The organism is Pseudomonas sp. lyk4-TYG-107 (assembly GCF_030209055.1).
GTDB classification, from domain to species: Bacteria; Pseudomonadota; Gammaproteobacteria; order Pseudomonadales; family Pseudomonadaceae; genus Aquipseudomonas; species Aquipseudomonas putida_A.
This window is the reverse complement of record NZ_JARVST010000009.1, coordinates 124,327-138,297: the sequence shown is the minus strand read 5'-3', so window position 1 is coordinate 138,297 and position 13,971 is coordinate 124,327. Positions and strand designations below refer to the sequence as shown.

Here is a 13,971-nt window from a genome sequence, read left to right as displayed (position 1 = left end):
GGGAGACGTCTGCCGTTCGAGGTTATTCCACGTTCGGAAAAATAAATACCGGGCTATGGAATAAATCCTGATGGGGTGCGTCTTGCTGATTCTTCCTACTTGTGGCCGATGGCCCTGGAGTTATTCATGGTTGATCGCACTTCACCGCCGGGCAGGCCGTCGCGCCCGCCCTTGAGTGCCGCGAGCACAGTGTTGCGCCTGACGGCGATTGCCGTGGTGGTTGCCGCAGTGGCCGGGGCGTTTGCCTACGTGCACGGTAATCTTGACCCACAACGTCTGACGCCCAAGGCGCTGGTCGATGTGCTGGAGAAAAACAACGGCGTGCATCCCGGGTTCCGGCGCAACCACGCCAAGGGCGTGTGCGTGATCGGGCATTTCGAGAGCAGTGGCGAGGCGCGAGCGTTTTCTTCCGCGCAGGTGTTCAACGAGGCGCAGACCCCGGTGGTCGGGCGCTTCGCATTGCCGGCGGGAAATCCCTACGCCCCGGACAGCAGCGTGCCGATCCGCAGCCTGGCGCTGCGTTTCACCCAGGCCAACGGTCAGCAATGGCGCACCGGGATGAACAGCATGCCGGTGTTCCCGGTTGGCACCCCCGAGGCGTTCTATCAGTTGCAGCAGGCGCAGTCGCCGGATCCGGCCACGGGTAAACCGGATCCGTCGAAAGTGCCGGCATTCTTTGCCGCGCACCCGGAAGCCGTGCCGTTTCTGACGTGGGTGAAGACCGCCAAACCGTCGGCCAGCTATGCCACTGAAACCTACAACAGCGTGAATGCGTTCTATCTGGTCAACGCCAGTGGGCAGAAGCAGGCGGTGCGCTGGAGTGTCACGCCACTGGCGCGCGATGCCGCCGGAGCCTCGGCGCCGGAGGGCGCGGATTTTCTCGAAAAGGATCTGGTGCAGCGCCTGGCCGAGGGACCGTTGCGCTGGCAGTTGAATATCACCCTGGCCAACCCCGGTGATCCGGTGAACGATGCCAGCAAAACCTGGCCCGAGGGTCGCAAGGTGATCAACGCCGGCACGCTGGTGCTGGAGAAGACTCAGCCGCAGCTCAGCGGCGAATGCCGCGACATCAACTACGATCCGCTGGTGCTGCCAGCCGGGATCGAAGGCTCCGACGACCCGCTGCTCGCGGCGCGTTCCGCCGGTTACGCCGATTCTTATCTACGGCGCACCAGTGAAGTCAGCCAATTGCCCGCCGCCAGACAGGAGGCTCGCCCATGAGCACGCAACCGACTCATTTCGCGCTGCTGGCGCGGCTGCTGCACTGGCTGATGGCGCTGATGATCATCGCCATGTTGTTCATTGGCGCCGGCATGGTCACTTCGGTTTCACAGCGGCATGAATGGCTGATTCATCTGCACAAACCGCTGGGGATCGCGATTCTGCTGCTGGTGGTCGTGCGTCTGTTGGTGCGGTTTTCCACTCGACAGCCGCCGCTGCCGGCGGATCTGCCGGGCTGGCAGGTGATGGCGGCCAAGGCTTCGCATGTGTTGTTGTACGCCTTGATGCTGGTGCTGCCGCTGCTCGGTTGGGCGATGATCAGTGCGTCCGGGGAGCCGGTGATGCTCAGCAATACCTTGCAGTTGCCGTCGATCCTGCCGGCCGATGCGCAAGTGTTTGCCCTGCTGCGCAAGGCGCATGGCTATCTGGCGTACCTGTTGTTCCTGACCGTGCTGTTGCACCTGGCAGCGGCACTGTTCCATGGTTGGGTGCGTCGCGACGAGGTGCTCGACAGCATGTTGCGCGGTCGCGATCGCGATTAACCCGTCTGTGTGGCGCACCGCTGCGGTGCGCCACTTCTCAGGGTCAGCCACCAATAACCCAGCGCCACTGCGTTGATAACGGCGCCAAGCAGACACACGCCGGTCCAGCCGGCCCAGGCGTACATCGCCGTCGAGGTAATCGAACCCAATGCACTGCCGATCGAATAGAACAGCATGTAGCCGGCGGTGAGGCGGCTTTGCGCTTCAGGGCGCACGCTGTAGATCATGCTCTGGCTGGTGACGTGCACGGCCTGCAAGCCCAGATCGAGGGTGATCACTCCCAGCAACAGCGCCCACAGCGAGGACTGGGTGAGGGCGATCGGCAGCCACGAGGCGAGCATCAGCAGCAGCGACAGACCGCTGACCCATTGGCCCAGACCGCGATCAGCCAGATGTCCGGCGCGCGCGGCGGCGAGTGCACCGGCGGCGCCGGCTAAGCCGAACAGGCCGATTTCACTGTGCGACAGCGACAGTGGCGGGGCGGCCAGCGGCAGCACCATCGGCGTCCACAGCACCATGGCGCTGGCAAAGGTCAGCAGCGCGAGAATCGCCCGTTGGCGCAGCACCGGCTCTTGCCTGAACAGGCTGAATACCGAAGCGATCAGCGCGCCGTAACGGCTTGCGGGCTGCGCGGCTTCATCCCTGGGCAAGACGCGCAACAGCAGCAGTGCCATCAGCAGCGTCAGCCCCGCCGACAGCAGATAGATCGCCCGCCAACCCGCCAGATCAGCCATGGCCCCGGCAATCGTGCGAGCAAGCAGAATGCCGACGACGATACCGCTGGTGACCACGCCGACCACCCGACCGCGTTGCGCCGGGATCGCCAGGGTCGCGGCGTACGCCACCAGCACTTGCGTCACCACCGCGAGCAAACCGGTCAGGGTCATGCCGAGCAGCAACCAGGCGCTGTTTGGCGCCAGCGCGATCATCAGCAGCGCGACGGCCGAGAGCAGGGTCTGGGTGACGATCAACCGGCGTCGGTTGAGCAAGTCGCCAAGTGGCACCAGCAATACCAGGCCAATGCCGTAGCCGATCTGCGTCAGGGTAATGACGATGCCGATGGTTGCCGGTGACATGGCGAAGGCATCGGCCATGGCGTCCAGCAGCGGCTGCGCGTAATACACGTTGCCCACCGCCAGTCCACAGGCGACGGCAAACAGCAGCACCACGCTGCTTTTGAGAGGTTGAGGTTGCATGCCCTGATTCCTTTTTGGGTTTCAAATTAAAACCAGAATCACGTTAAGCATTCTGGTTTTAATTTGCAACCTTGTTGGTCATGGCGTTTGATTGCGCAAAAAAAAAGATCGCAGGCATAGCTGCGATCTTTGGGTGGAGCGGGGGAGGGATCAGCGCAGAGTGTCGACCATGTCGGCGATGGTGGTCAGCACGTCTTTGCCCAACTGTTTCGAGCGCTTGCCCGACCAGCCCGTTTCTTTGTTCGGATGGTCGTCGTGATCCTTGAACGGCATTTCCAGGGTTAGCGACAGGCAGTCGTATTTCTGGCCGACCGCGTTGCAGGCCAGGGTCATGTTGGCCTGACCCGGTTCGTCGCGGGTGTAGCCATATTTGGTCTGGAAGTCTTTCGTGGTGTGCTTGAGGTGCGTGCGGAAATGCTCTTCAAGCTTCTCGATGCGCGGCGTGTAACCCGGGTTGCCTTCGCAACCGGCGGTGAACACGTGGGGAATTTCTTCATCACCGTGTACATCGAGAAACAGATCGACGCCGTACTTTTCCATCTGCTGTTGTACGAAAAGTACCTCTGGGCTGATTTCCTGACTGGCGCTCTGCCAAGCGCGGTTCAGGTCCTGGCCCATGGCGTTGGTACGCAAATGACCGTGGAAGGCGCCGTCCGGGTTCATGTTTGGCACCAGATACAGATCGGCGCTGGCGAGCAGCTTGTTCAGCACCGGATCGTCGTGGCGTTCCAGGCGCTCGATCACGCCTTCCATGAACCATTCGGCCATGTGTTCGCCCGGGTGCTGTTGCGCGATGATCCAGATTTTGCGCTGGCCTTCGGCGCCGCTGCCCTTGCGCAGCAGCTGAATGTCACGACCCTCGACGCTTTTGCCGGTTGCCAGCAGTTCGGTGCCGGCCTTGGTCAGCGCTTGCTCGATCAGCCAGTCGTGACGACCTCGGCTGTAGGGTTCGAAGTAGGCGAACCAGGCGTGGGTCTGCTCGGCTTCGAGGCAGAAGCGCAGGCTGTCGCCTTCGAAACTGGTAGGAATACGAAACCAATTCACATGGTCGTAGGACGCAACAGCCTGATAGCCGGTCCAGGCTTTGTTGTAGGAGGATTGGCTGGCGTTGACCAGGCGAAACCAGTGTTCCTGATGAACATGCAGGCCGCTGGCCTTGAAGTGGAACCACTGGAAGTGAGCGCTCCGGGTATCCGGGCGAATGGCCAGAACCGGGTTGAGCGGGTTGGAGATGTCGATGACTTGAATGTTGCCGCTGTCGAAGTTGGCGCTGATGTCGAACGAAGATTTGGCCACGGTCATAATCGGTTCCTGAATATGATTTTTATGGCGGCTACTTTACACGCAAGACTGGGGTGAAACCGAGGGAAATTGCGGGTTGCGGTGGGGGGCGTCTTCCGTGACGCGCAAGCAGCTTAGAGACTGTGCGATTGATTCTCAAGTGCTAATTGTCATTAGTTTGCCCCAATCTGGCCGGGCTTTGCTTGCCAAGCGATATTCTTTTGATATTATCCGCGCCATCGAATTTGCAGCACCCAAAGACTTCATTAGCCTGAAGCCATAAGCCCGAAAAACGGGCAAAAAAAGACCCGGCAAAAAGCCGGGTCAAAAACCGTGATTAGCCTGATGAGGAGATAGTCCAGAAGACCGACCTAAGGTCTCTGGTCCATCGACTGATCTCGCGACCAGCTGCTTGCAATAATAATCATTATCATTTGCAAGTCAAATGTTTTTATCTGCTCGATGGGGAAATTCTTTCCTGTCCGTCCGCTTCCCGTATCCGTCAGAGCTGTTCGCCATCAATTGAATGGTCGACCATCGCCCGCGCCATATCCACCATATGCACCACCGAAAATGCCAGGTCGCGGCTCGCGCCCTGCAGGTTTTCGGCTGCCTTGAAGGCGGTGGCGGCTGCGCAGCGCAACAGATCCGACGCGTGCACGAGGGCCTCTTCGCCGCTGAGATGGCGTTTTACATTGAAAAATCGCTCCTCGACCTCGGGTTCTGAAACAGCTGGTTTCAAGTAATAGTCCAGTGCTCGCTGCGCTGCCGCGTTGCCTTGAGGGGAGGTGAACGTGGTGTCCATTTGCAGATCGGGCAAGTCTTTGCTGCTGATATTCATGGTGAAGGGTCACTCCTTGTTCGATTGAAAGTCCGTGCTTTCAGCATAGTACGATGCGTAGTTGTGACCAGAATTTAAATACTACAATATGTGTTTTGTCGGCCGAAGGCGGGGCAAGTAAGGTGCCGCACATGGATAAATGGATTGAGTTGGTCAAGGCCAAAATGAGTGAACTCAAAATCACTCAAACAGAGCTCGGAGAGCGCGTCGGCATGTCCCAGGGCGGGATCGGCCATTGGCTGAACAAACGTCGCGAGCCGGGTATTACGGAAATGAACCGCGTATTGCAGGCGCTGGGAATGGACTTCCTGGAAGTGGTGCTGGTGATTCGCGAACCGCAGGAGACCGACGATGACGAGATGCCGCTGGCGCAGAAGTACAACCCGTATTTCCGCTATCCGGTCAGCGATTGGCACACGCCGTGCGAATCGCGCGAGAGTGCAACCGCTGCTTACGCCCCGACGCATGACAAGCAGCGCTTCGAACTGACGGATTATCACGCCCGTGGCGCAGCGTTCTGGCTGACCGTGACGGGAAATTCGATGACCGCACCTTCAGGTCAGAGCATCGCCGAAGGCATGCTGATCCTGGTGGATCCGGAGGTGGAAGCGCTGCCCGGCAAACTGGTGATCGCCCAGTGGCAGGGCTGCGATGAAGCGATCTTTCGCAAGCTCGACGAAGAGGGCGGCCAGCGTTATCTGGTACCGCTCAATCCGACTTGGCCCAAAGCCCTGTTCACCGATGAGTGTCGAATCATCGGCGTGGTGGTTCAAGCCACGGCGCGTTTCTAGTCCGATCGATCCTCGCTCGGCGTAGGATCGATCTCCCATTTACACGGCTTCCAATTCAACCAAAGCGCTGCCTTCGCCGACCATTTCGCCTTCCTGGCAATACAGCGCTTTGATCACTCCCGCATGGGGCGCGCGAATGCTGTGCTCCATCTTCATCGCCTCCAGCACCACCAGTTGCGCACCGGCCTCGACCGATTGCCCGGCCTCCACCAACACCCGCACGATGCTGCCGTTCATTGGCGCAGTCAGACCGCCCTGATGGCTGTGGCTGGCGTCGACGGCGGTGATTGGGTCGAACATCTGAATACGCCGCAACTCGCCTTCCCATTGCAGGTACAGCGAATCGCCCTGACGAATGGCGCGCAAGGTGCGACGTACGCCATCGTGCTCGACGACCAATGCTTCATCCGACAGTTTGGCGTTGTCGGTGCTGCCCAAGGTCAACGCCCGATCCTGACCTTCGCAGCTCAAGTGCAAGGTGACTTCCGCCGGCAACCCTGCGCGCAACCCGCTGTTCAACGCCCACGGCGAACCCAGGTCATCCGCCCGAACAGCGCCCGGCAGACTCTGCGCGAAAGCCTGTGCTGCGGTCTGCCAGAACTCATCGCTCAGCTCACCCGGAGCGGGCAGCAGCGTTTCCTGATAACGCGGAATAAACCCGGTATCCAGCTCCGCGGCGGCAAACGCGGGATGCGCGATGATCCGCCGCAGGAAGTTGATGTTGGTCTTCAAGCCGCCAATCGCGAACTCATCAAGCATGCTCAACAGCCGTAGGCGCGCCTGTTCGCGATCTTCGCCCCAAGCGATCAGCTTGCCGAGCATCGGGTCATAGAACGGCGAAATTTCATCGCCTTCTGCAACCCCGCTATCCACCCGACGCCCCGGTCCGGCGGCCGATTCACGGTAAAGCTCCAGACGTCCGGTGGCGGGCAGGAAATCATTCGACGGATCTTCGGCATACAGGCGCACTTCAATCGCATGGCCATTGAGCGGCACCTGATCCTGGGTGATCGGCAGCGCTTCACCGCGCGCCACAAGAATCTGCCACGCCACCAGATCGAGGCCAGTGATCGCTTCGGTGACCGGGTGCTCGACCTGCAAGCGCGTGTTCATCTCCATGAAGAAGAATTCGCCACGCGCATCGAGCAGAAACTCGACGGTGCCGGCACCGACGTAACCGATCGCCTGCGCCGAACGCACGGCCGCTTCGCCCATGGCGCGGCGCAGTTCCGGGGTCAGGCCCGGGGCCGGGGCTTCTTCGACGACCTTCTGGTGCCGGCGCTGGATCGAGCAATCACGCTCGTTGAGGTACAGGCAGTTGCCATGCTGATCGGCGAACACCTGAATTTCCACATGGCGTGGTTTGAGCAGGTATTTCTCCACCAGCATCCGCGAATCGCCGAACGACGACTGCGCCTCACGCTGCGCCGAGGCCAGCGCTTCGGCCAGTTGGCTGACGTCCTCAACCACTTTCATACCTTTGCCGCCGCCACCGGCCGTGGCCTTGAGCAGCACCGGATAGCCAATGCGTGCGCAGGCATCGCGGAAGGTTTCGAGATCCTGCGCCTCGCCGTGATAGCCCGGCACCAGCGGCACACCGGCGGTTTCCATCAGGGCCTTGGCTGCGGATTTGCTGCCCATCGCGTCGATGGCCGAAGCGGGCGGGCCGAGGAAAATCAGCCCGGCCGCTTCGATGGCACGAGCGAACCCGGCGTTTTCCGACAGGAAGCCGTAACCCGGGTGAATCGCCTGCGCGCCGCTGGCCTTGGCCGCCGCGATCAGCTTGTCGATTTGCAGATAGCTGTCGGCGGCTTTGCTGCCGCCGAGATCAACGCGGATATCCGCTTCGCGGCTGTGCCGCGCTTCGCGGTCGGTGGCGCTGTGCACGGCGACGGTGGTCAGGCCCAGCGCCTTGGCGGTACGCATGACCCGGCAAGCGATTTCGCCACGGTTGGCCACCAGCAGGGTGGTGAGAACAGGTGCGCTCATCAACGCGGCTCCTTGGTGGTGGTTGCGGCTTGCCAGCTCGGCGCACGTTTTTGCAGAAAGGCGCGCAGGCCTTCCTGGCCTTCGGGGCTGACGCGGATGCGCGCGATGGCGTTTTCGGTGTAACGGCGCAGGGCCGGGGTCAGCGCGCCGTTGCCGACTTCGCGCAGCAGATCTTTACTGGCGCGCATCGCGGCGGGGCTGTTGAGCAGCAGGTTGTCGATCCATTGTTCTACGGCTTGATCAAGCTCGGCGGCCGGGTAGCTCTCGGACAACAAACCGATTTCCCGCGCCCGCTGCCCACCGAAGCGCTCGGCAGTCAGCGCATAACGACGCGCGGCACGTTCGCCGATGGCCTGCACCACGAACGGACTGATCACCGCCGGCGCCAGGCCGATGCGCACTTCCGACAGACAGAATTGCGCGTCATCGGCGCCGATTGCCATGTCGCAGCAACTGATCAGCCCCAGCGCGCCGCCGAACGCCGCGCCCTGCACCACGGCCACGGTCGGGATTTTCAGCTTGGCGAGGTTGTACATCAGCTCCGCCAGTTCGCGGGCATCGTCCAGGTTGGTGTGGTAATCGAGTTCGGCCGATTGCTGCATCCACGCCAGATCGGCGCCGGCGCTGAAATGCCTGCCACGCCCGCGCACCAACAGGAAACGCAGGCTGGCGTCGCTGGCAACCTTGTCCAATGCCAGAATCAGCTCGCGGATCATCTCGGCGTTGAACGCGTTGTTCTTTTCCGCACGGTTGAGCCACAGGGTGGCGAAACCCCGTGGATCGTTCTGCAGTTCAAGGGTGTTGAAATCGCTCATATTCATCCGTCTCCACGGTTTCTGTGGGAGCGGGCTTGCTCGCGAAGACGGTCTGTCAGTTGCGGATACGTTGACTGATACACCGCTTTCGCGAGCAAGCTCACTCCCACAAAAAAAGCATCACATCCGGAACACGCCGAAGCGGCTAGGTTCGATAGGCGCGTTTAACGACGCGGACAAGGCCAGGGCCAGCACATCACGGGTCTGCGCCGGGTCGATGACGCCGTCGTCCCATAGGCGTGCGCTGGAGTAGTAGGGGTGACCCTGCTCTTCGTACTGGTCGAGGATCGGCTGTTTGATCTCGGCTTCCTGCGCGGCGCTGAAGGCCTGGCCGCTGCGTTCGGCCTGCTCGCGCTTGACCTGCACCAGCACGCCCGCCGCCTGCTCGGCACCCATCACGCCGATGCGCGCATTCGGCCACATCCACAGGAAGCGCGGATCGTAAGCGCGCCCGCACATGCCGTAGTTACCGGCGCCGAAACTGCCGCCGATGATCACGGTGAATTTCGGCACCTTGGCGCACGCCACGGCGGTCACAAGTTTGGCGCCGTGTTTGGCGATGCCGCCGGCCTCATATTTCTGGCCGACCATGAAGCCGGTGATGTTCTGCAGGAACAGCAGCGGAATGCCGCGCTGGCAGGCCAGTTCGATGAAGTGCGCGCCTTTTTGCGCGGCTTCGGCGAAGAGGATGCCGTTGTTGGCGAGGATCGCGATCGGGTAGCCATGCAGGTGCGCAAAACCGCAGACCAGCGTGGTGCCGAACAGCGCCTTGAATTCATCGAACACCGAACCGTCGACCAGCCGCGCAATCACTTCGCGCACGTCGAATGGCTGTTTGGCGTCGGCCGAAACCACGCCATATAACTCGTCGCTGACGTACAGCGGCGCAATCGGCGTGCGCTGCTGCACTTCGCCGAGCTTGCGCCAGTTGAGGTTGGCGACGCTGCGGCGGGCGAGGGCGAGGGCGTGTTCGTCGCTCTCGGCGTAATGGTCGGCCACGCCGGAAATCTTGCAGTGCACATCGGCACCGCCGAGGTCTTCAGCGCTGACCACTTCTCCGGTCGCGGCTTTCACTAAAGGTGGGCCGGCGAGGAAGATCGTTGCCTGATTGCGCACCATGATTGCTTCGTCCGCCATCGCCGGCACATAGGCACCGCCCGCGGTGCACGAGCCCATGACCACGGCGATTTGCGGAATGCCCATGGCGCTCATGTTGGCCTGGTTGAAGAAGATCCGGCCAAAGTGCTCGCGATCCGGGAACACTTCGTCCTGACGCGGCAGGTTGGCGCCGCCCGAGTCCACCAGATAGATGCACGGCAGGCGGTTCTGCTGGGCGATGGTCTGCGCACGCAGGTGTTTTTTCACGGTCAGCGGGTAGTACGAGCCACCTTTCACCGTCGCGTCGTTGGCGACGATCATGCACTCGACGCCTTCGACCCGGCCGATCCCGGCAATCACCCCGGCGGCCGGTACGTCTTCGCCATACACGGCGTGTGCGGCGAGCTGGCTGATCTCGAGAAACGGCGAGCCCGGATCGAGCAGACGGTTGATGCGTTCGCGCGGGAGCAACTTGCCCCGCGAGGTGTGACGTTCCTGGGCTTTCGCGCCGCCGCCCTGCGCCACTTGGGCGAGCAGGGTGTGCAGCGCGTCGACCTGTTCAAGCATCGCCGCACTGTTGGCGGCGAACTCTGCTGAACGGGGGTTGAGCTGGGTATGCAGGATAGCCATGTGCAGCTCCGTTTTAGCGGGTTTCGTTGAACAGTTCGCGGCCGATCAGCATGCGCCGGATCTCACTGGTGCCGGCGCCGATTTCGTAAAGCTTGGCATCACGCAGCAGACGCCCGGCCGGGAATTCGTTGATGTAGCCGTTACCGCCGAGAATCTGGATCGCGTCGAGGGCCATTTGCGTGGCGCGCTCGGCGGTGTAGAGGATCACTCCGGCGGCGTCCTTGCGCGTGGTTTCGCCACGCTCGCAGGCCTGGGCCACCGCATACAGGTAGGCGCGGCTTGCGTTGAGCTGGGTGTACATGTCGGCGACTTTGCCCTGGATCAGCTGGAATTCGCCGATGCTCTGGCCGAACTGCTTGCGATCGTGGATGTACGGCACGATCAGGTCCATGCACGACTGCATGATCCCGGTCGGGCCGCCGGACAGCACCACGCGTTCATAATCGAGGCCACTCATCAGCACTTTCACGCCGCCATTGAGCACGCCGAGGATATTTTCTTCTGGCACTTCGACGTCATCGAAGAACAGCTCGCAGGTGTTGGAACCGCGCATGCCGAGCTTGTCGAACTTGTTGCTGCGGCTGAAGCCTTTCCAGTCGCGCTCGACGATGAACGCGGTGATGCCGTGCGGGCCTTTTTCCAGGTCGGTCTTGGCGTAGATCACGTAGGTGTTGGCGTCAGGGCCGTTGGTGATCCAGGTCTTGCTGCCATTGAGCACGAAGCGGTCGCCGCGTTTGTCGGCGCGCAGTTTCATCGAGACCACGTCGGAACCGGCGTTCGGCTCGCTCATGGCGAGTGCACCAACGTGTTCGCCGCTGATCAGCTTCGGCAGGTATTTGGATTTCTGTTCGTGGTTGCCGTTGCGGTTGATCTGGTTGACGCAGAGATTGGAGTGCGCGCCGTAGGACAGCGCCACGGAAGCCGAGCCGCGGCTGATTTCTTCCATCGCCACCACGTGCGCCAGGTAACCCAGACCCGCACCGCCGTACTCTTCCGGCACGGTGATGCCGAGCAGGCCCATGTCACCGAATTTTCGCCACATGTCGGCCGGGAACAGGTTGTCGCGGTCGATCTGCGCGGCGCGTGGGGCGATCTGATCGGCGACGAAGGACTGAACCTGATCGCGCAGCATGTCGATGGTTTCACCGAGGGCGAAGTTCAGGGATGGGTAGCTCATGGGTCACCTTTTGGCTTTTTTGTAGGGTGGGGAGGGCGGTCAATGGCTCTCACCTTTACGTTAACGTAAGCCTGCGATGGTTGGCTGTCAATCACCCTTTACGTTAACGTCAACTTGAGCGAGAGTAGGGGCAGTTCAGGATTGAAAGCGGAGTGCTTTTGGTGGGAGCGGGCTTGTGTGGTGAGGGGATTCATCCCCGATGGTTGGCGAAGCCGACCCAAAACCTGTGAATGCGGTTCAACAGGAAAAACTGAGGGTGCGCTTCGCACACCATCGGGGATGAATCCCCTCGCCACAGTTGACTCCCGCCAAGAGCAAAATCCCGGTAAACCCACTAATAAAGACAATAGGGGTCATCATGGATCAACCCAGTGCAAACCCGCAGCGCAGCTACACCCGTGGCTCACAGGACAAAGCCTTGCTGGCGATGACCATCGGGCAGAAGTTTGATCAGACGGTTGCGCAACACCCGCACGGCGAGGCGCTGGTCGTAAGGCATCAGCAGTTGCGCTACACCTGGCAGCAACTGGCCGATAGCGTCGACCTGCACGCCAGGGCCTTGCTGGCGCTGGGCTTGCAGGCCGGCGACCGGCTCGGCATCTGGGCGCCGAACTGCGCGCAGTGGTGCATTACGCAAATCGCCACGGCGAAGATCGGCGTGATCCTGGTCAACATCAACCCGGCCTACCGCAGCTCCGAACTGGAATACGTGCTCAAGCAGTCCGGTTGCCAGTGGCTGGTGTGCGCCGGCGCTTTCAAGTCCTCCAACTACCACGCCATGTTGCAAGGGCTGGTACCGCAGCTCGCCGAGCAATCCATCGGCCAGTTGCGCAGCGAACGTCTGGCGGATTTGCGCGGGGTGATCAGCCTCGACGCACAGCCACCGTCGGGCTTCCTGCCGTGGTCGCAACTGGCCGATCTGGCGAGCAGTGTTTCGCCCGAACAACTGCGTGAGCGCAGCGACAGCCTGCACTTCGATCAACCGGTGAACATCCAGTACACCTCCGGCACCACCGGTTTCCCCAAGGGCGCGACCCTCAGTCACTACAACATCCTCAACAACGGTTACATGGTCGGCGAAAGCATCGGCCTGACCCCGAGCGACCGCCTGGTGATCCCCGTGCCGCTGTATCACTGCTTCGGCATGGTCATGGGCAACCTCGGCTGCATCACCCACGCCAGCACCATGATTTATCCCAACGACGCGTTCGACCCGTTACTGACCCTGCAAACCGTCGCCGAAGAACAAGCCACCGGCCTCTATGGCGTGCCAACCATGTTCATCGCCATGCTCGATCAGCCGCAGCGGGCCGAGTTCGACCTGTCGACCCTGCGCACCGGGATCATGGCCGGCGCCACTTGCCCGATCGAGGTAATGCGCCGGGTCATCAGCGAGATGCACATGAGCGAAGTGCAGATTGCCTACGGCATGACCGAGACCAGTCCGGTGTCGCTGCAGACCGGACCCAACGATGAACTTGAACTGCGCGTCACCACCGTCGGCCGCACCCAGCCGCAACTGGAAAGCAAAATCATCGACGAGGCGGGCAACCTGGTGCCGCGCGGCACCATCGGTGAGCTGTGCACCCGCGGTTACAGTGTGATGCTCGGTTACTGGAGCAACCCGCAAGCCACGGCCGAAGCCATCGACGAGGCCGGCTGGATGCACACCGGCGATCTGGCGAGTATGAACGATGAGGGGTACGTGAACATCGCCGGGCGTAACAAGGACATGATCATTCGCGGCGGCGAGAACGTTTATCCGCGTGAGCTCGAAGAGTTTTTCTTCACCCACCCGGCGGTGGCGGACGTACAAGTGATCGGCATTCCCTGCTCGCGTTACGGCGAGGAGATTGTCGCCTGGATCAAGTTCCACCCCGGTCACAATGCCACCGAACAAGAGCTGCAAGCGTGGTGCAAGGAGCGCATCGCGCACTTCAAGACGCCGCGTTACTTCAAGTTTGTGGAGGAGTTCCCGATGACGGTGACGGGTAAGATCCAGAAGTTCAGGATGCGTGAGATCAGTATCGAGGAGCTCCGCGAAAAGCAGGCCTGACGAAGATCAAATGTGGGAGCGAGCCTGCTCGCGAATGCAGTGTGTCATTCAGCGCAGATGAGTCTGATACACCGCTTTCGCGAGCAGGCTCGCTCCCACAAGGGATGCGCAGTGAAAACAGGAATCACAGAAAGCACAAAGGGGAGCCGAAGCTCCCCTTTAATTTTGTCGTCGCGTGCTCTTTTTTATTATTGAGGGGCGGTCTGTTGTTGTTTTTGGCAACCGTGGCCCTTTACCGCTGTTTTTGGCGACCCCCATCCGGGGTCAAGAGCAAACGTATTTTTTTGAGCGCTGATCTGCTTTCTCGTTAAACGATCCAACCGATTCGGGAGCT

The 13,971-nt window shown here is 61.1% G+C and carries 11 protein-coding genes; 4 read left to right on the top strand and 7 right to left on the bottom strand.

All coding sequences use genetic code 11. The annotated features are described in order from the left end of the window. Positions 1-126 precede the first annotated feature (126 nt). Together QRN61_RS09940 and QRN61_RS09935 are read left to right on the top strand one after the other, a co-directional pair. The gene (locus QRN61_RS09940; protein WP_096795675.1) at positions 127-1,221 is read left to right on the top strand and encodes a catalase family peroxidase; all 1,095 of its coding nucleotides are present in this window, start codon (positions 127-129) and stop codon (positions 1,219-1,221) included. Beyond that, on the top strand, positions 1,218-1,763 hold the full coding sequence (locus QRN61_RS09935; protein ID WP_027614614.1) for a cytochrome b: 546 nt from the start codon (positions 1,218-1,220) through the stop codon (positions 1,761-1,763). Before QRN61_RS09940 ends, QRN61_RS09935 begins: the two co-directional genes overlap by 4 nt. On the opposite strand, the gene QRN61_RS09930 is transcribed toward QRN61_RS09935, so the two are convergent. The 3 genes from QRN61_RS09930 to QRN61_RS09920 all read right to left on the bottom strand — a co-directional run bounded on the left by QRN61_RS09930 (position 1,760) and on the right by QRN61_RS09920 (position 5,081). Beyond that, entirely contained in the window at positions 1,760-2,959 is a 1,200-nt protein-coding gene (locus tag QRN61_RS09930) for an MFS transporter (protein WP_115990207.1), read from the bottom strand. The genes QRN61_RS09935 and QRN61_RS09930 overlap by 4 nt on opposite strands. Before the next feature lie 150 nt (positions 2,960-3,109). After that, positions 3,110-4,261, bottom strand: a complete 1,152-nt coding sequence (locus QRN61_RS09925; RefSeq protein ID WP_285373692.1) for a M14 family metallopeptidase — start codon at positions 4,259-4,261, stop codon at positions 3,110-3,112. A 481-nt stretch (positions 4,262-4,742) separates the two neighbouring features. After that, positions 4,743-5,081 (bottom strand): DUF6124 family protein, encoded by a 339-nt coding sequence (locus QRN61_RS09920; protein WP_027614617.1) that lies wholly within the window; start codon positions 5,079-5,081, stop codon positions 4,743-4,745. A gap of 131 nt (positions 5,082-5,212) precedes the next feature. On the opposite strand from QRN61_RS09920, the gene QRN61_RS09915 reads away from it, so the two are divergent. Then, the gene (locus tag QRN61_RS09915) at positions 5,213-5,872 is read left to right on the top strand and encodes a LexA family protein (RefSeq protein WP_096795671.1); all 660 of its coding nucleotides are present in this window, start codon (positions 5,213-5,215) and stop codon (positions 5,870-5,872) included. A gap of 39 nt (positions 5,873-5,911) precedes the next feature. On the opposite strand, the gene QRN61_RS09910 is transcribed toward QRN61_RS09915, so the two are convergent. The 4 genes from QRN61_RS09910 to QRN61_RS09895 form a co-directional block, all read right to left on the bottom strand. Beyond that, positions 5,912-7,861: an acetyl/propionyl/methylcrotonyl-CoA carboxylase subunit alpha gene (locus QRN61_RS09910; RefSeq protein WP_285373691.1), complete on the bottom strand. Its 1,950-nt coding sequence runs from the start codon at positions 7,859-7,861 to the stop codon at positions 5,912-5,914. After that, on the bottom strand, positions 7,861-8,676 hold the full coding sequence (locus QRN61_RS09905) for a gamma-carboxygeranoyl-CoA hydratase (protein WP_285373690.1): 816 nt from the start codon (positions 8,674-8,676) through the stop codon (positions 7,861-7,863). The genes QRN61_RS09910 and QRN61_RS09905 overlap by 1 nt, the downstream gene beginning before the upstream one ends. 120 nt (positions 8,677-8,796) lie before the next feature. Further along, complete coding sequence (locus QRN61_RS09900) at positions 8,797-10,404, bottom strand: carboxyl transferase domain-containing protein (RefSeq protein ID WP_285373689.1); 1,608 nt, start codon at positions 10,402-10,404, stop codon at positions 8,797-8,799. 13 nt (positions 10,405-10,417) lie between these two features. After that, entirely contained in the window at positions 10,418-11,581 is a 1,164-nt protein-coding gene (locus QRN61_RS09895) for an isovaleryl-CoA dehydrogenase (RefSeq protein WP_007961115.1), read from the bottom strand. Between the two features lie 358 nt (positions 11,582-11,939). Between QRN61_RS09895 and QRN61_RS09890 the strand changes: the two genes are divergently transcribed. Next, a complete protein-coding gene (locus QRN61_RS09890) occupies positions 11,940-13,637 on the top strand; it encodes an AMP-binding protein (RefSeq protein ID WP_285373688.1) in 1,698 nt (565 codons plus the stop codon). The last annotated feature ends 334 nt before the right edge of the window (positions 13,638-13,971 follow it).